This is a genomic window from Pseudomonas sp. BNK-45 (assembly GCF_047456255.1).
GTDB lineage: Bacteria > Pseudomonadota > Gammaproteobacteria > Pseudomonadales > Pseudomonadaceae > Aquipseudomonas.
In genome coordinates this window covers 97,138-116,018 of the sequence record NZ_CP179909.1, presented here as the reverse complement: position 1 = coordinate 116,018, position 18,881 = coordinate 97,138, and the positions used below count along the sequence as shown (strand labels likewise).

Genomic DNA, 18,881 nt, shown 5'->3' with positions numbered 1-18,881 from the left:
CCTCGTTCCTCGGAAATGAGCGGCAAGCTTCAAGCTGCCAGCTGCAAGAAAATTCAAAAGACATCCATAGCGCTTCAGGCCGCTGTTGCTTGGCGCTTGAAGCTTGTCACTGGGAGCTGTGTTCAGAGGTCGCCCATGATGCGTCCGGCAAAGCCGAACACCCGGCGCTTGCCGGCCAGCTCCACCAGTTCCACTTCGCGGGTCTGCCCCGGTTCGAAGCGCACCGCGGTGCCGGCGGCGATGTTCAAGCGCATGCCGCGGCTGGCGGCGCGGTCGAAGGTCAGGGCGTCGTTGGTTTCGAAAAAGTGATAGTGCGAGCCGACCTGGATCGGCCGGTCGCCGCTGTTGGACACCTTCAGGCTCAAGGTGCGGCGCCCGACGTTGAGTTCGATCTCGCCGGGCTGGATCTGGTATTGGCCAGGAATCATAGCGGTTGTCCCAGGGTCTTGAAGTAGATGGCGGTAGGGGTGTAGGTGCCGTCCGGGCTCTGGCAGTAGTTGGGCAGTTCGCCGACCCGGGTGTAACCCAGGGCGCGGTAGAACGCTTCCGCCGCCGAGCCGGCCTCGGTGTCCAGGTACAGCAGCCCGCGCCGGTGCTGGCGGGCAGCCTGCTCCAGGGCATTGATCAACTGCTGGCCCAGGCCGCGACGCCGGGCGCTGTGCAGCACCATGAGCTTTTGCACTTCGGCGCGGTTGCGCCCGTTGGCCTTCATGCACAGCGCCAACTGCACGCTGGCCAGGACCCTCTCGTCATGCACCACCACCCACAGCAGCAGGCTGCCGTCCTCGACCCCGGCCTGCACGCTGCTGAGGTAGGCCCGGGCCTGACTGTCGTCCAGGTCGGCCATGAAACCGACTGACGCGCCGTGCTGCACCGAGTCCAGCAGCAGGTCGATCAATCCCTGGCGGTAATGGGCAAAGCTTTCTCCATGGACTCGGCGCAGTTGGGCGGCGTTCATCGAGAGGTCACTCCTGGTGAGGGGCGGGCGGTTGTGCCCCGGGGTTGAGAGTCAGTTGCATGAAGGTCAGGTCCAGCCAGCGCCCGAACTTGGTGCCCACCTGGGGCATCTGCCCGGTACTGATGAAACCGAGGCGCTCATGCAGACGGATCGAGGCGGTGTTGCCGCTCTCGATGGCGGCCACCATCACGTGCTTGTCACAGCCACGGGCGCGTTCCAGCAGCACCGCCATCAGTTGTGGACCCAGGCCGTTGCCGCGCTGGTCGCGGCGCACGTAGACCGAGTGTTCCACGGTGTGGCGAAAACCGTCGAAGGGCCGCCAGTCGCCGAAGGAAGCGTAGCCGAGCACCTGCTCCTCGGCGTTGACCACCACCAGGATCGGATAGCCCTGGCTCTGGCGCGCGCTGAACCAGGCCTGACGGTTGCCCAGGTCGACCGGGGCGTCGTTCCAGATCGCCGTGGTATTGAGCACGGCGTCGTTGTAGATGTCGCGGATCGCCGGCAGGTCGGCGTGCAGCGCATCACGGATGCGATAGGTCATGACGCGGCCTCAGGCGATGGGTTGGTGGACGGTGACCAGCTTGGTGCCGTCGGGGAAGGTGGCCTCCACCTGAATCTCCGGGATCATCTCCGGGATGCCTTCCATCACCTGTTCGCGGCTGAGCAGGGTGGTGCCGTAGTGCATCAGATCGGCCACGCTCTGGCCGTCCCGGGCACCTTCGAGCAGCGCGGCGGAAATATAGGCCATGGCTTCCGGGTAGTTGAGCTTGAGGCCGCGGGCCAGTCGCCGTTCGGCCACCAGGCCGGCGGTGAAGATCAGCAGCTTGTCTTTTTCGCGTGGGGTCAGGTCCATCGTGATCGATCCGTCGTTGGGCAGTTTGAAAAGGGCAGGTGTTTCATGTGTTCCAGATCCTCGGCGGCACGGCCTCGCGGCCCAGCAGGACCGGGCGCAGCAGGCGCCACAGGTCGATCAGCCAGGCACGGGCCAGCAGGGCCTCGCTGGCCAGGCAGCGGGCCACCAGCAGCCCCGGCAGCTGGCTCAGGTCGCCGCGTACCGGGTGCTGCAGAGCGCGGCAGCGCTCCAGCAGTTGGCTGTCGATGTCGCCGGTCACCAGCAGGGTGGCGAACACCGGCTGGCCGTCCAGGCCGATGGGCGAATCCAGCAGGCCGTCGCCGCCGCTGAGGCGCTGGCGCTCATGCCATAGCGGCCGGCCGTCGCGACGGATATCCAGGTGGGCCTGGAAGTGTCCGTGCTCGAAGCGCTCGGCACTGGCCGGGCGGCCGAGGGCGACGATGTCCCAGTAGAACAGCCGGGCATCGCCTTGCAGGTCGATCCGGGTCGTCAGTTCGGCCTGGGCGGCGCTGAAGACAATGGTTTCCTGGGGCAGCCACTCCAGGGTCGCCCCCGGCGCCACCTGCAGGTCCAGGGTCTGCCCGGCCGGGCTGTTGGCGCGATACCACTTGGCGGCGCCGGGGCTGGTCAACTGGGCCCAGGCGTCGCGCTCGACCCGGGCACTGATGGCCAGCCGGTCGCCGCCGGCGATGCCGCCGGGCGGGTGCACGATGATGTGCTGGCACACCTCGGGGCCTTCGGCGTACAGGTGCTTCTGCACCCGCAGCGGGCCCAGGTGGCGGCGCAGCACCGGGCGCGTGCTGGCGCCGAAACGGGCGTAGGCCAGCTCCAGTTCGGCGTGCCAGCTGGGGGTGAACAGGGCGGTGGCGGCAGGTGAGTTCATGCTGGGTCGTTATCGTTAGGAGGCTACAGATTAGATCGTAACCAGGCCGCGTACACCGTCGGCCTGCATATTTTCACCACGGCCCTGCTGGATGATTTCCCCCCGGGACATCACCAGGTACTGGTCGGCCAGTTCGGCAGCAAAGTCGTAGAACTGCTCCACCAGCACAATCGCCATGTCGCCCCGGGCCGCGAGTTGCTTGATCACCGCGCCGATTTCCTTGATCACCGAGGGCTGGATGCCTTCGGTGGGCTCGTCGAGGATCAGCAGCCGGGGTCGACTGGCCAGGGCCCGGCCGATGGCCAGCTGTTGCTGCTGGCCGCCGGAGAGGTCGCCGCCGCGGCGCTGCTTCATCTGCAACAGCACCGGGAACAGTTCGTAGATGAAGGCCGGGACTTCCTTGGCCTGGGAGCCGGGGAAGCGGGACAGGCCCATCAGCAGGTTTTCTTCCACGGTCAGGCGAGCAAAGATCTCCCGCCCCTGGGGCACGTAGCCGATGCCGGCCTGGACCCGTTGGTGGGGCTTGTAGCCCGTGATGGCCCGGCCCTCCCAGTTGACCGCGCCTTCCCTGGCCGGCAGCAGGCCCATCAGGCATTTGAGCAGGGTGGTCTTGCCCACGCCGTTGCGCCCGAGCAGGCAGGTCACTTCGCCGATCCGGGCCTCGAAGCTCAGGCCCCGGAGGATGTGGCTACCGCCGTAGTACTGGTGAAGCTGTTGGACCTCTAGCATCGGAACTCCGTCAGTAGATTCAAGCTGCAAGACTCAAGCTGCAAGTCAGGGCAGGATGGTTGTACGGCTTTGCTCTTTACTTGCCGCTTGAAGCTTGCGGCTTGTCGCTGGCCGATTCATCGGCCCAGGTAAACCTCAATCACGCGCTCATCGGCCTGCACCTGTTCCAGCGATCCTTCGGCCAGCACGCTGCCCTGGTGCAGCACGGTGACGTGGTCGGCAATCGAGCCGACAAAGCCCATGTCGTGCTCCACCACCATCAGCGAGTGCTTGCCGGCCAGGGTCTTGAACAGCTCGGCGGTGAACTCGGTCTCGGCATCGGTCATGCCCGCCACCGGTTCGTCCAGCAACAGCAGTTGCGGGTCCTGCATCAGCAGCATGCCGATCTCCAGGAACTGCTTCTGACCGTGGGACAACAGGCCGGCCTGGCGCTGGGCCGAAGGGCTCAGGCGAATGGTCTCCAGCACCTGGGCGATGCGGTCCTGCTGTTCGCCGCTCAGGCGCGCGCCGAGGCTGGCCCACACCGACTTGTCGGTCTTCTGCGCCAGCTCCAGGTTCTCGAACACGCTCAGGGCCTCGAACACCGTGGGCTTCTGGAACTTGCGGCCGATCCCGGCCTGGGCGATCTGCACTTCGCTCATCCGGGTCAGGTCCAGGGTTTCGCCGAACCAGGCCTTGCCCCGGGTCGGCCGGGTCTTGCCGGTGATCACGTCCATCAGGGTGGTCTTGCCCGCGCCGTTGGGGCCGATGATGCAGCGCAGTTCGCCGACGCCGATGTACAGGTTGAGGTCGTTGAGGGCCTTGAAGCCATCGAAGCTGACGCTGATGTCTTCCAGGGTCAGGATGGTGCCGTGACGGGTGTTCAGGCCCCTGCCGGCGGCCTGGCCGAGGCCGATGGCGTCGCGGCTGCTGCCCGAGTCCTTGTTGGGTTCGAGTATGGGTTCGAGCATGAAGTCCGCCGTGGCCGTGACTCTCATTGTTCACCTCGTTTCTTCAGCAGGCCGATCACGCCCTTGGGCAGGTACAGGGTCACCACGATGAACAGGGCGCCGAGGAAGAACAGCCAGTACTCGGGGAAGGCCACGGTGAACCAGCTCTTCATGCCGTTGACCAGCCCGGCGCCCAGCAGCGGGCCGACCAGGGTGCCGCGTCCGCCCAGGGCCACCCACACGGCAGCCTCGATGGAGTTGGTGGGGGACATCTCGCTGGGGTTGATGATGCCCACCTGGGGCACGTACAAGGCGCCGGCCAGGCCGCAGAGCACCGCGCTCAGGACCCAGACGAACAGCTTGAAGCCGCGCGGGTCGTAGCCGCAGAACATCAGGCGGTTTTCGGCGTCGCGCAGGGCGGTCAGCACCCGGCCGAACTTGCTCCGGGCCAGGCGCCAGCCCAGGAGCAGGCTGGCCACCAGCAGCAGTACCGTGGCCAGGAACAGCACCGCCCGGGTGCCCGGCTCGGTGATGCCGAAGCCCAGGATGCTGCGGAAGTTGGTGAAGCCGTTGTTGCCGCCAAAGCCGGTCTCGTTGCGAAAGAACAGCAGCATCCCGGCGAAGGTCAGGGCCTGGGTCATGATCGAGAAGTACACGCCCTTGATCCGCGAGCGGAAGGCGAAGAAACCGAACACCAGGGCCAATAGACCCGGCGCCAGCACCACCAGGCACAGGGCCCAGAGGAAGTGGCTGGTGCCGGTCCAGTACCAGGGCAGTTCGCTCCACGAAAGGAAGGTCATGAACGCTGGCAGGCCGTCTCCGGCGGCCTGGCGCATCAGGTACATGCCCATGGCGTAGCCGCCCAGGGCGAAGAACAGACCGTGGCCCAGGGACAGCAGCCCGGCATAGCCCCAGACCAGGTCCAGGGCCAGGGCGACGATGGCGTAGCAGAGGATCTTGCCCACCAGGGTCAGGGTGTAGGCAGAGACGTGCAGCGGGTGGTCCGCCGCCAGCAGCGACAACAGCGGCAATGCCAGCAACACCAGGAGCAGCAGGGCGCCGACGCTGAGGGTGAGCTTGGGCCCGGCTTTCTGGCTGGCGGTAATGAGCAGTGGTTGGTTCATCAGTCGATCACCCGTCCTTTCAGTGCAAAGAGTCCCTGGGGACGTTTCTGGATGAACAGAATGATCAGCGCGAGGATCAGGATCTTGCCCAGCACGGCGCCGATCTGCGGTTCGAGGATCTTGTTGGCGATCCCCAGGCCGAAGGCCGCCAGCACGCTGCCGGCCAACTGGCCGACGCCGCCGAGCACCACCACCAGGAACGAGTCGATGATGTAGCTCTGGCCCAGGTCCGGGCCGACGTTGCCGATCTGGCTCAGGGCCACGCCGCCCAGGCCAGCAATCCCCGAGCCGAGGCCGAAGGCGAGCATGTCCACCCGTCCGGTGGGCACGCCGCAGCAGGCGGCCATGTTGCGGTTCTGGGTCACTGCGCGCACGTTCAGGCCCAGGCGGGTCTTGTTCAACAGCAGCCAGGTGAGCACGACGACAAACAGGGCGAAGGCGATGATCACGATGCGGTTGTAGGGCAGTACCAGGTTGGGCAGGACCTGGATGCCGCCCGACAGCCAGGCCGGGTTGGCCACCTCGACGTTCTGCGCGCCGAACAGCAGGCGCACCAGTTGGATCAGCATCAGGCTGATGCCCCAGGTGGCCAGCAGGGTTTCCAGCGGGCGGCCGTAGAGGTGGCGGATCACCGTGCGCTCCAGGGCCATGCCGATGGCGGCGGTGACAAAAAATGCCACCGGCAGGGCCAGCAACGGGTAGAACTCGATGGCCTGCGGAGCAAAACGCTGGAACAGCCACTGCACCACGTAGGTGGAGTAGGCGCCGAGCATCAGCATCTCGCCGTGGGCCATGTTGATCACCCCCAGCAGGCCGAAGGTGATGGCCAGCCCCAGGGCCGCCAGCAGCAGGATCGAACCCAGGGACAAGCCGCTGAAGGCCTGGCCGAGGACCTCACCCAGCAGCAACTTGCGCTTGACCTGGGCCAGGCTGGTTTCGGCGGCGGTGCGGACGTTGGCATCGGCCTCGACCCCGGGTTGCAGCAGGCCTTCGAGACGGGTGCGGGCCAGCGGGTCGCCGGTTTCCCCCAGCAGGCGCACGGCGGCCAGGCGCACTGCCGGATCGCCGTCCACCAGTTGCAGGTTGGCCAGGGCCAGGCTCAGGGCGGCGTGCACGCCGGGGTCCTGCTCGGCGGCGAGCCGGGCATCGAGGAATTTCAGTTGCGCCGGCTTGGCGCTTTTCTGCAGCTGCCGGGCGGCGTCGAGCCGGGCGCTGGCCTCGGTGGCAAGCAACTGGTGGCTGGCCAGGGCGCTGTCGATCAGGCCCCGCAGGCGGTTGTTCAGGCGCAGGGTTTTGCTTTCACCGGCGATGCTCAGTTGACCCTGCTGCAGGGCCTTGAGCAGTTCCAGGCGCGCCGGATCGGGCTGAGCGGCCCAGGTTTCCAGCAGTTGCGCCTGTTGGTTGGAATTGGCCGCGACAAAATCTTCGGCTTCACCGGCATGGGCTGCGATGGGCAGCAGCAACAGGCAGGCGAGGAGCAAACGGTAGAGGGCAGTGGGCATGGCGATGTCCTTGAAAACACCCGGGTAACCCGTAGGAGCGAGCTTGCTCGCGATCCGCGCAGCGGCCAGCCGAGCGGTTTTCGTTGCAGGTCCTGCGGACCTCATCGCGAGCAAGCTCGCTCCTACAGGGAAGGCGTCAGGCCTGGGGCTGGATCAGTTGCTCTTGACCGCGTAGTCCGGCTTCTTGTCGTTGCCCGGAATGAACGGGCTCCAGGGCTGGGCACGGATCGGCCCTTCGGTCTGCCACACCACATTGAACTGACCGTCCGGCTGGATCTCGCCGATCATCACCGGCTTGTGCAGGTGGTGGTTGGTCTTGTCCATGGTCAGGGTGTAGCCCGAGGGGGCGGCGAAGGTCTGCCCGGCCAGCGCCTCACGAACCTTGTCGACATCGGTGGACTTGGCTTTCTCCACCGCCTGGGCCCACATGTGGATGCCGACGTAGGTGGCTTCCATCGGGTCGTTGGTCACCGCCTTGTCCGCTCCCGGCAGGTTCTTGGCCTTGGCGTAGGCCTTCCAGGCAGCGACGAACTTCTGGTTCACCGGGTTATCCACCGACTCGAAGTAGTTCCACGCCGCGAGGTTGCCCACCAGCGCCTTGGTGTCGATGCCGCGCAGTTCTTCCTCGCCTACCGAGAACGCCACCACCGGCACGTCGGTGGCCTTCAGGCCCTGGTTGGCCAGCTCCTTGTAGAAGGGTACGTTGGAGTCGCCGTTGACCGTGGAGATCACCGCGGTCTTGCCGCCGGCGGAGAACTTCTTGATGTTGGCGACGATGGTTTGATAGTCGCTGTGACCGAATGGCGTGTAGACCTCTTCGATGTCCTTGTCGGCCACGCCCTTGGAGTGCAGGAACGAACGCAAAATCTTGTTGGTGGTGCGCGGGTAGACGTAGTCGGTGCCCAGCAGGAAGAAGCGCTTGGCGCTGCCGCCGTCTTCGCTCATCAGGTATTCCACGGCCGGGATCGCCTGCTGGTTCGGCGCGGCGCCGGTGTAGAAGACGTTGGGCGACATTTCTTCGCCTTCGTACTGCACCGGGTAGAACAGCAGGCCGTTGAGTTCCTCGAACACCGGCAGCACCGATTTGCGCGACACCGAAGTCCAGCAGCCGAACACCACCGCCACCTTGTCCTGGGTCAGCAGCTGGCGGCCCTTCTCGGCGAACAGCGGCCAGTTGGACGCCGGGTCCACCACCACCGGTTCCAGCAGCTTGCCGTTGACCCCGCCCTTGGCGTTGATCTCGTCGATGGTCATCAGCGCCATGTCTTTGAGCGAGGTTTCAGAGATCGCCATGGTCCCCGACAGGGAGTGCAGGATACCGACCTTGATGGTCTCGGCGGCCTGGACGGTCCAGGTCATGCCCATCGCGGCAATGCTTGCCGAGAGAGTGAAAGCCTTGAGCAAACTACGACGCTTCATTGTGCGATCTCCATGAACTTTTGATTTTTTTCAGGCGGCAGATGCGGACTTCACAGGCTCGGTGAACACCTCGGTACTCGCCGAGGTGTTCACCGAGTCGGTGCTGAAGGGGTGTTTTGCAAGGGATGTGCCGAGTCGCCGCAGGGCATGAAAACGTCGCTTCAGGCGCTTGGGCAGGGCGGTCGATGCCCCAAGAGGAGGCCTGGATCAGAGGATGGTGCGCAGGGATGCGTCATTGTGGTGCTGCCGCAGAGCGGCAGCCTTGGTCAGCGAGGGCTTCAGTTCACCCCAGGGAAGGAGTCGACGTATTTGATGGTGAAGTCGGGAAAGGAGTCGACGATCTGGATCTTGTAATCGGGATAGCTGTTGACGATCTTCCACTTGCCCGGCGAGTCGGCAAAGGAGTTGACCTGCTTGACCTTCAGGTCGGGAAAGGAGTTCACCACCTTGACCTTGTAGTCGGGGAAGCTGTTGACGATCTGGATGTTGCCGTAGATTTTCGAGACGTCGACCGAGGTGCCGGCCTGGGCGCCTAGGGCGGTGCCGAGCAACACGGCCAAGAGTGCGGTTCTGAACATGAGACTCATCCTGAGAGATCCAAGCGCGCGATCTTAAAGCAAGGGCGACGATTGTAGGAGCTGGCTGGCCAGCGAAGAGGCCCTCGAACCTGGCACAAGGCTCAGGTGCGTCTTCGCTGGCCAGCCGGCTCCTACAGCGGCGGATGGATCAGCGGCGGCGCATCAGGCCAATGAAGAACAGCCCGCCAATGGCCGCGGTGGCCACGCCGATCGGCAGGTCCTCGGGGGCGATCAGGGTGCGGGCGGCGACGTCGACCCAGACCAGGAACAGGCTGCCCAGCAGCACGCACACCGGCAGCAAGCGGCGATGTTCGGCGCCCACCAGGCGCCGGGCGATGTGCGGCACCATCAGCCCGACAAAACCGATGGAGCCGCTGATGGACACCAGCACTCCGGTCATCAGCGAGGCGATCAGGAACACCTTCAGGCGCACGTTGCGCGCATTCAGGCCCAGGGTCACGGCGGTCTGCTCGCCGGCCATCAGGGCATTCAGCGGCCGCGCCATGCCCAGCAGCAAACCCAGCCCCAGCAGCACGCTGGCCGCGGGAACCGCCAGCAGTTCCCAGCGCGCCAGACCCAGGCCGCCGAGCATCCAGAACATCACCGCCGAGCTGGCCCGGTGATCGCCCATGAACAGCAGCAGGTTGGCCACCGCCATCATCACGAAGGACACCGCCACCCCGCACAGCATCAGGCGGTCGCTGTCCAGGCGGCCGTTGCGGGCGGCGATCCCCAGGACCAGGGCCATGCTCAGCAGGGCGCCGACAAAGGCCGCCAGGGGCAGGGTCAGGAGGCCGATGACCTGCCCCAGGTGCAGCACCACGATCACCGCGCCCAGGGTGGCGCCGGAGGTCACCCCCAGCAGGTGCGGGTCGGCCAGGGGGTTGCGGGTCACGGCCTGCAGCACCGCGCCGATCAGGGCCAGCCCGGCGCCGACCAGAGCGCCGAGCAGCATGCGCGGCACGCGGATCAGCCAGACGATATGCTCCTGGCCCGGGCTCCAGTCCACCGTGCCCAGGCCCAGGGCCTTGTGCAGGAGAATCCGCCCGACCACCTCCGCTGGCACCCGCGCCGGGCCAAACCCCAGGGACAGCACACAGGACGCCAGCAGCAGGGCGCCCAGGCTCAGCAACAGCCAGGCATAGCGACCCTTGATCATTGGCCGTGGAAACCCTTGGCCAGGGTTTCCACCGCCAGCACGTTGTCGATCCCCGGGGTGGCCTGCACATAGGGAATGACGATGAAACGCTGGTTCTTGATCGCGTCGACCCCTTGCAGGGCCTGGTTGTTCAGCAGGAACTGCTGCTTCTGCTCGGCGGTGACTTCGCTGTAGTCGACGATGACGATCACCTGCGGGTTGCGTTCGACCACGGTTTCCCAGTTGACCCGGGTCCAGCTGGCCTCGACGTCGTCGAGAATGTTGCGCCCGCCGGCCGCATCGATCAGGGCCTGGGGCATGCCCAGGCGGCCCGAGGTCATGGCCCGGTCTTCGCCGCTGTCGTAGAGGAACACCCGGGGCTTGTCCTTGGGCAGGTCCTTCTGTACCTCGGCGACCTGCTCCTGCATCTGCGTGATCAGCGCGTTGGCCCGGTCCTGCACGTCGAAGATCCGGCCCAGGTTGCGCAGGTCGTTGTAGGTGTCGTCGAGGCTGGCCGCCGGGCGCTTCATCACGAAGGCGCAGGACTCGGTCAGTTCGTAGACGTTGATCCCCAGTGGCGCCAGGGTCTGCGGCGTGAGGTCGCCGCCGACGCGCATGCCGTAGTCCCAGCCGGCGAACAGGAAATCGACGTTGGCGTTGAGCAGGGTTTCCACCGACGGGTACTTGGCCGCCAGCTCCGGCAGACCGTCGAGCAAGGTGCTCATTTGCGGGGTCACGGCCTTCCAGCCGCTGACGCCGCTGTAGCCCACCATGCGCGGCTTGAGCCCCAGGGCGAGCATCATCTGGGTCATGTTGATGTCGTGGCTGAGGGCGTGTTGCGGCGCCTGCTTGAAGGTCACTTGGCGGTCGCAGCTGTTGATTGTCAGCGGGTAGTGGGTGGCTGCGGCGAAGGCCTGGGCGGTACCCAGTGACAGGGCCAGAAACAGGCTGCGGTGGAGCAGGGAGCGCAAGGTCATGGTTGAGTGATCCAGGTGATTCGTGGGTAGCCGGACAGGGGATGGGCGTCGATCAGGGCCTCGACCCCGAAGACATTGCGCAACAGCTCGACCGTCAGTACCTCGGCGGGGGATCCGCTGGCGACGATGCGCCCGTGATCGAGGACGTACAGCCGGTCGCAGAACGCCGCGGCCAGGTTCAGGTCATGGATGCTCGCCAGGGTGCCGATGCCCAGGCGCTTGACCCGTTGCAGCAGCTCCAGCTGGTAGCGCGGGTCGAGGTGATTGGTCGGTTCATCGAGGATCAGCAACTGCGGTCGCTGAGCCAGGGCCCGGGCCAGGATCACCCGCTGTTTCTCGCCCCCCGACAAGGTGGCGAACGCATGGTCCTCGAAGCCCAGCAGGCCCACCGATTCCAGGGCCTCGCGGGCGATGCGCCGGTCTTGTTCGGTGTCGCCGTCGAACAGGCCCTTGTGCGGCGTGCGGCCCATGGCGACCACTTCTTCCACGGTCAGGCCGAAGGCGTCGGGGAACTCCTGGAGCACCACGGCAATGCGCTGCGCGCACCAGCGCGGCGACTGCTTCCAGACGTTGTGGTGGGCCAGTTGCACCTCGCCCTGCTGCGGTTTGCTGAAGCGGTAGGCGCAGCGCAGCAGGCTGGTCTTGCCGCTGCCGTTGGGGCCGATCAGGCCGACGAATTCGCCGGCCGCCACCTGGAGGCTGGCCTCACGCAGTTGGAACTGGTGATGGCAGTGGCCCTGGCCCAGGGGTGTCCAGGCCAGGTTGGTGAGGTTCAGCGAGGTCATGCGGTGTCCGTAGGGGCCGGCCGGTGCGGTTAAAAGGTGTAGTCAGCGGTGACGAACAACGAGCGCGGCTCGCCGAGTATCCATTGCTGGCCGTCATTGTATTGGCTTTGTGCGTACTGGCGGTCAAACAGGTTGTTCAATTGCAGGCCCAGGGTGGTATTGGGCAGGGCTTTCCACGACAGGTTGGCGTCGACCACGGTGTAGCTGGGCAGTTCGTTGCGGTTGGCCATATCGGCGTAGCGCGCATCCACGTAGCGCACTCCGGCGCCGGCCCGCAGGTCATCGTTGAGGGCCTTGCTCAGCCACAGGTTGGCGGTGCGGCGCGGCACATCCACCGGGCGATTGCCATCGCGGGAGACTTGCACGCCGTTGACGTCCTGCTGGAAGTCGTCGTACTGGGCACGAACGATGGCGGCGTTGGCCTGCAGTTGCCAGGCGTGGGGCAGTTGCAGCTCCAGGCTGGCTTCCAGGCCGTTGGAGGATTGCTGGCCCACTTGCTGTTTGCGGTTCGGCTCGCCGGGCACATCGGTCAGCAGCTTCTTCTTGACGATGTGGTAGGCCGCCAGGGTCCATTCGCCGCGCTGGTCCCAGAACGCCTGCTTGAGGCCGATCTCGGTCTGCCGGGCGCTGGACAGGTCGAACTGCTGCTGGCTCTTGCTCAGGGAAATCAGCCCGCCGACACCGTCGGTGCTGGTGGAGTACTGGCCGTATACCGAGGTGTCCGCAGTGACGGCGAACACCAACCCGGCCTTCCAGTTGTTGCCGGTGAGGGTCTTGTCATCGCGCTCGTTCTTCACCAAGTCATCGCGATCGATATGCGCGTAGTCGCGGCGCACACCGCTCACCAGGGACCAGCGCTCGCTGAGTTGCAGGCGGTTTTCGGCGAACACCGACATCTGTTTGGTGGTGGTCTTGAATTGATCGCGGTAGGGGCTGTTGCTGGCGAAGTCGCCCGGTGCCGGGTGATACAGGTCCAGCGGTTGACCGTTGGTAACGCTGTCGGTGAAGGGCGAATTGCTTTTCAGGTGAAAGCGAATGCGGTTGTAGTCCACCCCGGTCAGGGTCTGGCTGTCGAGGCCGAACAGCGAGTGCCGGAGGGTGAAGGTCTGGCGGTCGCCGACCTGTTCCTGCTGGTGGCCGATACCGTAGTAACCGCTGCGGCTCAGTTGGCCGGTGGCGGAATTGAAGTTGTAGTTCTCGGCGTTCTGCCAGCGGCGCTGGGCCTTGAGGTAGTACAGCTCGTTGCTGGCACTGAGGGTGTCGGAAATCTGCCATTCGCTGGTCAGGCGGGTCCACTGGTCGTTGTAGTGCTGCTGGTCATTGCGGATGTTGTAGTTCTTGTCCCGCAGGCTCTTGTGCAAACGCCCGTCGATCAGCGGCGTGCCGAAGTTGTTCATCGGGTTCTGGTCGCCGTAGTCGTGGGCCAGGGTGAAGGCCAGGTCGTCGCGGGCTTGCCAGCGCAGGGCGGCACTGACGAAGTCGGCGCTGGAGTCGCCGCGGTCGATCCAGCCGTTGCTGCGCTCGCGGTTGAGGTTGAGCCGGTAGCTCAGGCTGTCGTTCAGGGAGCCGCCGCTGTCCAGGGCTTGTTGCTGGCGATCGAAGGAGCCGTAGCCCAGGCGCAGGTGGTTTTCGATCGCGCCGCTGAACGGCTTTTTCGGAATGCTGTTGATCACCGCACCGGTGGCGCCTTCGCCATACAGCACCGAGGCCGGGCCACGCAGCACGTCGACCCGCTCCACCGCCCAGGTGTCCACCGGGAAGGTCACGGTGCCCATGCCGGTGTACAGGCGGTTGCCGTCATACAGCTGCATCACCGAGCTCTGCCCGGTAAAGCCCCGTGCCGACAGCGAGGTGCCGCCGTCCCCCGGGGTGCCGGTGCGGCTGATGCCGGTGCTGCGTGATACCGCATCCTGAATGCTGCGATCGCCCCGGGCGCGGATCCGTTCGCCGCTCAGGCTGTCGGTGCTGGCCGGGGTTTCCAGGGCGCTGAGGTTCAGGCGCGAACCGGAGCGGGTGGGGGTGCTCAGGCTGACGCTGTCGTCGGCTTCGCTGGTCGCAGCCGAAATGGTGCCGGTAGGCAGGGTCAGGGGCGAGGCAGATGGGGCCGCTTGGGCCAGGCAGGGCAGGGCGATCAGGCAGAGGCCGGGCAGCAGGGAGTTGTTCATCGGGACGCTGAATCACTTCTTCGAGGGGGTGCCCGCAGTGGGGGGACTGCGGGCCGGGATCTTACACGTTAGCGTTATAAAGTAACATTATAACTGTGCATGGCTAAGCTGCCGGGATTCTACAGAGCCCTCTGGAACGCGCATCTCGGCTGATTCATGTTGAAGATGAAGCCGATTCAGGGCCGCGGTTGAAGCGTGACAGCAGCAGCCGATCCAGCAACCACACGGCAACCAGCGAGGCCCCGACCAACGGAAAGGCCAGGGCCAGCAACGCCATGATCAGGGTCGCGGTTTTCCATTTCGGCAGGTCATGGCGCAGCGGTGGGACGCCGAGTCGACCCTGGGGACGGCGCTTCCACCAGATGACGATGCCGCTCACGGCGCTGAGCAGGATCATCAGGCACACCACCAGCACCAGGATCTGGTTGACGCGGCCGAACATCTTGCCCTCATGCAGCATCACCCCAAGCTCCGTGGCCCGGGCCACGTTGCTGTAATGCTGCCAGCGCACGTCGGCCAGGACCTGGCCGCTGTATTGGTCGACATGCAGGGTGGCGTCGTGGCGCGGGTCATCGGCGAACACCGAAATGGTGAACACCCCGGTGGCGCTCTTGGGCAGGGTAATGCTGTAGCCCGGCGCCACCTGGCGCTGTCGAGCGATGTCCTGCACCGCTTGCAGGCTGACGCTCGGGGCCGCGGGAGCACTGTCGGCCCCGCTATGGGCCATGTGTTCGGCGTGGTCGCCGGACATCGGCATCGGCGTGTTTTCCAGCGCCCAGGGCACGGTCTGGCGCGTGGCGCTGTTGAGTTCCCGGGCCTGCTGGTCGGAGGTCGGTACATCGTTCCACATGGCCGCCGGGAAGCGGTTCCACAGGTCGGCGTACTGCTTGCCCCAGAAGCCGGTCCAGGTCATGCCGCTGAGCAGCATCAGCAGCAGGAATGCCGCGCCCCAGAAGCCCAGCACGCTGTGCAGGTCACGCCAGAACAGGCGGCCGCGGGCACTGAAGCGCGGCCATAGCACGCCGGCCGACGACTTGCCCCGGGGCCACCACAGGTACAGGCCGGACACCACCAGGACGATGCCCCACCCCGCGGCCAGTTCCACCAGGCGGTCGCCGACGGTGCCGATCATCAGTTCGCCGTGAATGGCCCGGGCCACGGCCTGCAGGTTGCGCTTGGCATCCTGCTCGCCGAGCACGTCGCCGTGGTAGGGGTCGATGAAGACATTCAGCTCCTGCCCCTGGTCCTGCACCACGAACTGCGCACTGCGCTCGGCATCGATGGGCGGCAGGTACTGCGTGATATGGCCCCGGGGGTAGGCCGCTTGCACCCGTTGCAGCAAATCGTCGGCGCTCAGCTGGTGATGACCGGCGGGCACCTTGAGCAGGCTGGGGTACATCAGCGGGTCCAGTTGCGGCTTGAACAGGTAGATGATGCCGGTCAGGGCCAGCATCACCATGAATGGAGCCACGAACAGCCCGGCGTAGAAATGCCAGCGCCAGGCCAGGTTATAGAAAGACACGTTGGGTCGACTCATCGGGGAACGCTCCGCAGGGCAGTGGATCTTTTCTTATGGGGACTGTTCGCCGGCCAGCCAGCTCCTGTGGCGAGGAGTCGGCGTGCCGGCGAACGAGGATCAGAAGCTCAGGTCGACCTTGGTCCAGAGGGTGCGCCCGGGCTCCTTGATCGCCTGGGGATCATTGGCCGGGTAGCCGAAGCCGGCGTTGCCCGCCAGGTTCAGGTGTTCGGCGTAGGCCTTGCCGAACAGGTTGTCGACCCCGGTGCTGAGCTTGAGGTTCTTGGTCACCCGGTAGGCGCCGTTGAGGGAGAACACGCCAAAGCCACCGCTCTTGCCGAAGTCCTTGCCGACCACGTTGCCCTTGTTCAGGTCGACGCGGTTTTGCGCCGCCACCACCCGCCACAAGGCCCCGGCGCTCCAGTCGTCCTGGCTGTAGGTCAGGCCGAAGCGCGCATCCAGCGGCGGCATCTGCGGCAGGGCCTTGCCATCGCTGCTGTTCTTGCCCCAGGCGTAGGCCAGGGTCGCATCGGCTTTCCAGTTGGAGGTCAGCTTGTAGGCCGCGCCCAGTTCGCCGCCCATGATCCGGGCGTCGATGTTGTCGGCCCGGGAGGTGCTCATGTTCATCATCTGGGTGTTGTAGTCGAAGAGGATGTAGTCACGCACCTGGCCGATATAGCCCGAGGCCCAGGCTTCAAGGTCTTCGCTCTGGTATTGCAGGCCGAAGTCCAGCTGGGTGGTTTTTTCCGGCTTGATCGAATCGAAGGCATTCAGCGAGCCGGCCGGGCCCATTTTCGGCGAGAACAGCTCCCAGTAGTCGGGGAAGCGCTGGGTGTGGCCAAGGCCGACGTAGAGCGTGGTCGGGCTGTCGGCCAGGTCGTGCTCGTAGCGCACGAAGCCGCTGGGCAGGGTATCGGCGCGGGTGTCGCCGGCGGTGGGGTTGGCGCGGCTCATCATTCCCGAGCCGATGCGCTCGCGATAGTCCTTGGCCGAGGCGCGGTCCAGGCGCGCGCCGGTGATCAGGCGATCACGCTCGGCGGCGTACCAGGTCAGCTCGCCGAAGGCGCCGTAGTTATGGAAGTCGGCGTCCTTGGTGCGGGGCAGTTGCTTGTAGGTGTCGATGCCGCTGCTGGCCCGGGCGCGATGCTCGTTGGTCTGGGCATCCAGGCCGCCGATCAGTTGCAGGTCGGCCCAGCGCCAGGTGGCCTTGATCCGCGCGCCGAGGGTGCGGCGGTCGACGTTGGAGGCCATGGGGCCGGCCATCATTCCGGTGCCGGACGGGGTGCGCAGGCTGTAGTTGTCCATCACGTGGTCGGCGTAGTTGTAGTAGACCTGGGCCTCGACCTTGTCCAGCACCTCGCCGAGGTTGGATTTTTCGAAACGCAGGCCCAGGCTTTCACGCTTGAACTGCGAGCCGTCCATGCCGCGCCCGGCGTAGCGGGCTTCACCGTCACCCTTGCCGGCGGTGAGCTCCAGCAGGGTGTCGGCGTCCGGGGTCCAGCCCAGGGCCACGTCACCGTTCCACTTGTCGTAGCGCGAGGCCACGGTGTCGTTGTTGCCGTCTTTGTAATCGTCGGAATGGGCGGTGTTGCCGATCACCCGCACATAGCCCAGGGGACCACCGGCGGCCGCGTCCAGGGTCTTGTCGAAACGGCCGTTGGAACCGGCCAGCAGGCTGGCGTTGACCCGGGTGCCGAGCTCGCCGAAGTGTTCCGGTTCGCGCTCGAACAGCACGGTGCCGGCCGAGGCGCCCGGGCCCCAGAGCACGGTTTGCGGGCCCTTGATCACGGTCAGGCGGTCGTAGGTTTCCGGGGAAATGTAGGACGTCGGTGCGTCCATGCGTCCCGGGCAGGCGCCGAGCATCATGCCGCCGTTGGTGAGGATGTTCAGCCGCGAGCCGAACATGCCCCGCAACACCGGGTCGCCATTGGTGCCGCCGTTGCGCACCAGGGCAAAGCCGGGAATGGTCTTCAGGTAGTCGCCGCCGTCACTGGCCGGGACCGGCTGGCGCGGGTCCTTGGGATTGGTGACCACGGTCAGCGGCGAGCTCGGGGCGACGGCGGTGATCACCGTCGGGCTCAGTTCGGTGCTGTGTTGGGCGTGCTCCATTGGCGCGTCGTCGGCCAGTGCCAGGGGGCTCAGCAGGGCGCCGCAGAGTACCGCCAGAGCACGGTTGAAATGCAGGCGGGCAGGGTTCAAGGCGAAGGGCTTGAATGGCTGGGCAACGCCCAGGCGAGAGTCAGCAGAAAACATAGATGTTCCATCGATCAGTCTTGAATGACACGGCCGCGGGTACGCGCCTGTCGCGCTGACAGCCGGCCGTGTGAGATGAGCAGGGGACTCAGGCGAGGATCGGTGGGGCGCGGGTCAGGGCGCCGGGGAACACGGTCTGCCGGGCGTGGCCCAGGCGCGTGGCGGGGATCAGGAAACCGCTGGTGGGTGTGGTCGCCAGTGCGGCGAACGACAGGCCCGAAGGCAGTGCCGGGCAGTTGAACAGCAGGCTGCAATAGCCGCACTTTTCCCAGAGCACATGCTGCTCGCCCTGGGACTTGCCCGATTGCGCGTGATGCGGGGTTTCACCGTGACAGCCGGGCGCGCCGTCGCCCATGTCCATGGCGGAGGACATGTTCATCGGCGTGGTGTGATCCATCGGCATCGACTGGGAAATCAGCGGGCCGATAAAGATCATCAACATGGCGAACAGGCTGATCCAGCTGCCGCGTCGAACTCTTCGGGAGTTGCGACGCGGCACGGACCGCCCGCGGCCAGGCGCGTGCGGGGCGTTCACGGTCGAAGGGCCGGTCAGGGCTTACTGGTCGTGCATATGCCCTTGCATGGCGTCGGGGGCCTGCTTCTGCACGGCGACCTCAACCGTGACATTGCCGGACTTCTCGAAGTGCAGGGTCAGGGGGAAGCGCTTGCCGTCGCTGAGCAGGCTGCGATCCTTGAGCTCCATCAACATCACGTGGTAGCCCATGGGCGCGAAGGTCACCTCGCCACCGGCGGGAACCGCGACCTTGGGCACCTGCTGCATCTTCATCATGTCGCCCTGCTTGACGTGCTCATGCAGCTCGGCCCGACCGGCGATCGGCGAGTCGACACTGAGCAGGGTGTCGGCGTTCTTGCCCGGGTTGTGCACCACGAAGTACGCGGCCACGGTCGGCGCGTTCGGCGGCAGTTCCTGGGACCAGGGATGGGCGATCTGCAATTCGCCGGCCTTGTAGTCATGGGCGTTGGCGAAGCAGGCAGGCAGCAGCAGAGCGGCCAGGAGCAGGGATTGCTTGACCAGGGATGGTTGAGACATGGCAGTTCTCCAGAACGATTC

19 protein-coding genes are annotated in these 18,881 nt (G+C 65.7%); all 19 read right to left on the bottom strand.

Features of this window, described 5'->3' with window-relative positions; genetic code table 11:
* Nucleotides 1-122 precede the first annotated feature (122 nt).
* On the bottom strand, nt 123-428 hold the full coding sequence (locus ACMGG8_RS00555) for an urease subunit beta (RefSeq protein ID WP_060837308.1): 306 nt from the start codon (nt 426-428) through the stop codon (nt 123-125).
* A complete protein-coding gene (locus tag ACMGG8_RS00550; RefSeq protein WP_060842352.1) occupies nt 425-958 on the bottom strand; it encodes a GNAT family N-acetyltransferase in 534 nt (177 codons plus the stop codon). The genes ACMGG8_RS00555 and ACMGG8_RS00550 overlap by 4 nt, the downstream gene beginning before the upstream one ends.
* A 7-nt stretch (nt 959-965) precedes the next feature.
* Nucleotides 966-1,499, bottom strand: a complete 534-nt coding sequence (locus tag ACMGG8_RS00545) for a GNAT family N-acetyltransferase (protein ID WP_060837310.1) — start codon at nt 1,497-1,499, stop codon at nt 966-968.
* A gap of 9 nt (nt 1,500-1,508) precedes the next feature.
* Complete coding sequence (locus ACMGG8_RS00540; protein WP_060837311.1) at nt 1,509-1,811, bottom strand: urease subunit gamma; 303 nt, start codon at nt 1,809-1,811, stop codon at nt 1,509-1,511.
* Between the two features lie 43 nt (nt 1,812-1,854).
* Nucleotides 1,855-2,694, bottom strand: a complete 840-nt coding sequence (locus tag ACMGG8_RS00535; protein WP_060837312.1) for an urease accessory protein UreD — start codon at nt 2,692-2,694, stop codon at nt 1,855-1,857.
* Between the two features lie 30 nt (nt 2,695-2,724).
* A complete protein-coding gene (gene urtE / locus ACMGG8_RS00530) occupies nt 2,725-3,423 on the bottom strand; it encodes an urea ABC transporter ATP-binding subunit UrtE (RefSeq protein WP_060837313.1) in 699 nt (232 codons plus the stop codon).
* Nucleotides 3,424-3,539: 116 nt separating this feature from the next.
* The gene (gene urtD, locus ACMGG8_RS00525; protein ID WP_060837314.1) at nt 3,540-4,400 is read right to left on the bottom strand and encodes an urea ABC transporter ATP-binding protein UrtD; all 861 of its coding nucleotides are present in this window, start codon (nt 4,398-4,400) and stop codon (nt 3,540-3,542) included.
* On the bottom strand, nt 4,397-5,476 hold the full coding sequence (gene urtC / locus ACMGG8_RS00520) for an urea ABC transporter permease subunit UrtC (protein WP_060842354.1): 1,080 nt from the start codon (nt 5,474-5,476) through the stop codon (nt 4,397-4,399). The genes urtD and urtC overlap by 4 nt, the downstream gene beginning before the upstream one ends.
* Nucleotides 5,476-6,978 (bottom strand): urea ABC transporter permease subunit UrtB, encoded by a 1,503-nt coding sequence (gene urtB / locus ACMGG8_RS00515; RefSeq protein WP_108545977.1) that lies wholly within the window; start codon nt 6,976-6,978, stop codon nt 5,476-5,478. Before urtB ends, urtC begins: the two co-directional genes overlap by 1 nt.
* 153 nt (nt 6,979-7,131) lie before the next feature.
* Nucleotides 7,132-8,397 (bottom strand): urea ABC transporter substrate-binding protein, encoded by a 1,266-nt coding sequence (urtA, locus tag ACMGG8_RS00510; RefSeq protein ID WP_414159006.1) that lies wholly within the window; start codon nt 8,395-8,397, stop codon nt 7,132-7,134.
* Between the two features lie 278 nt (nt 8,398-8,675).
* On the bottom strand, nt 8,676-8,975 hold the full coding sequence (locus tag ACMGG8_RS00505; protein ID WP_060837317.1) for a hypothetical protein: 300 nt from the start codon (nt 8,973-8,975) through the stop codon (nt 8,676-8,678).
* A 148-nt stretch (nt 8,976-9,123) separates the two neighbouring features.
* A complete protein-coding gene (locus tag ACMGG8_RS00500) occupies nt 9,124-10,134 on the bottom strand; it encodes a FecCD family ABC transporter permease (protein WP_414159005.1) in 1,011 nt (336 codons plus the stop codon).
* Nucleotides 10,131-11,090 carry an ABC transporter substrate-binding protein gene (locus tag ACMGG8_RS00495; protein ID WP_414159004.1) on the bottom strand — a complete coding sequence of 320 codons (960 nt, stop codon included), beginning with the start codon at nt 11,088-11,090 and terminating at the stop codon, nt 10,131-10,133. The genes ACMGG8_RS00500 and ACMGG8_RS00495 overlap by 4 nt, the downstream gene beginning before the upstream one ends.
* Nucleotides 11,087-11,875: an ABC transporter ATP-binding protein gene (locus tag ACMGG8_RS00490; protein WP_060837320.1), complete on the bottom strand. Its 789-nt coding sequence runs from the start codon at nt 11,873-11,875 to the stop codon at nt 11,087-11,089. Before ACMGG8_RS00490 ends, ACMGG8_RS00495 begins: the two co-directional genes overlap by 4 nt.
* Before the next feature lie 29 nt (nt 11,876-11,904).
* On the bottom strand, nt 11,905-14,040 hold the full coding sequence (locus tag ACMGG8_RS00485; RefSeq protein ID WP_414159003.1) for a TonB-dependent receptor: 2,136 nt from the start codon (nt 14,038-14,040) through the stop codon (nt 11,905-11,907).
* 154 nt (nt 14,041-14,194) lie between these two features.
* Nucleotides 14,195-15,577 carry a PepSY-associated TM helix domain-containing protein gene (locus tag ACMGG8_RS00480; RefSeq protein ID WP_414159002.1) on the bottom strand — a complete coding sequence of 461 codons (1,383 nt, stop codon included), beginning with the start codon at nt 15,575-15,577 and terminating at the stop codon, nt 14,195-14,197.
* A 99-nt stretch (nt 15,578-15,676) separates the two neighbouring features.
* A complete protein-coding gene (locus ACMGG8_RS00475; protein ID WP_060837323.1) occupies nt 15,677-17,809 on the bottom strand; it encodes a TonB-dependent copper receptor in 2,133 nt (710 codons plus the stop codon).
* Between the two features lie 88 nt (nt 17,810-17,897).
* Nucleotides 17,898-18,308 carry a DUF2946 domain-containing protein gene (locus tag ACMGG8_RS00470; protein WP_108545981.1) on the bottom strand — a complete coding sequence of 137 codons (411 nt, stop codon included), beginning with the start codon at nt 18,306-18,308 and terminating at the stop codon, nt 17,898-17,900.
* A gap of 57 nt (nt 18,309-18,365) precedes the next feature.
* A complete protein-coding gene (locus tag ACMGG8_RS00465; RefSeq protein ID WP_016968237.1) occupies nt 18,366-18,860 on the bottom strand; it encodes a copper chaperone PCu(A)C in 495 nt (164 codons plus the stop codon).
* Nucleotides 18,861-18,881 lie beyond the last annotated feature (21 nt).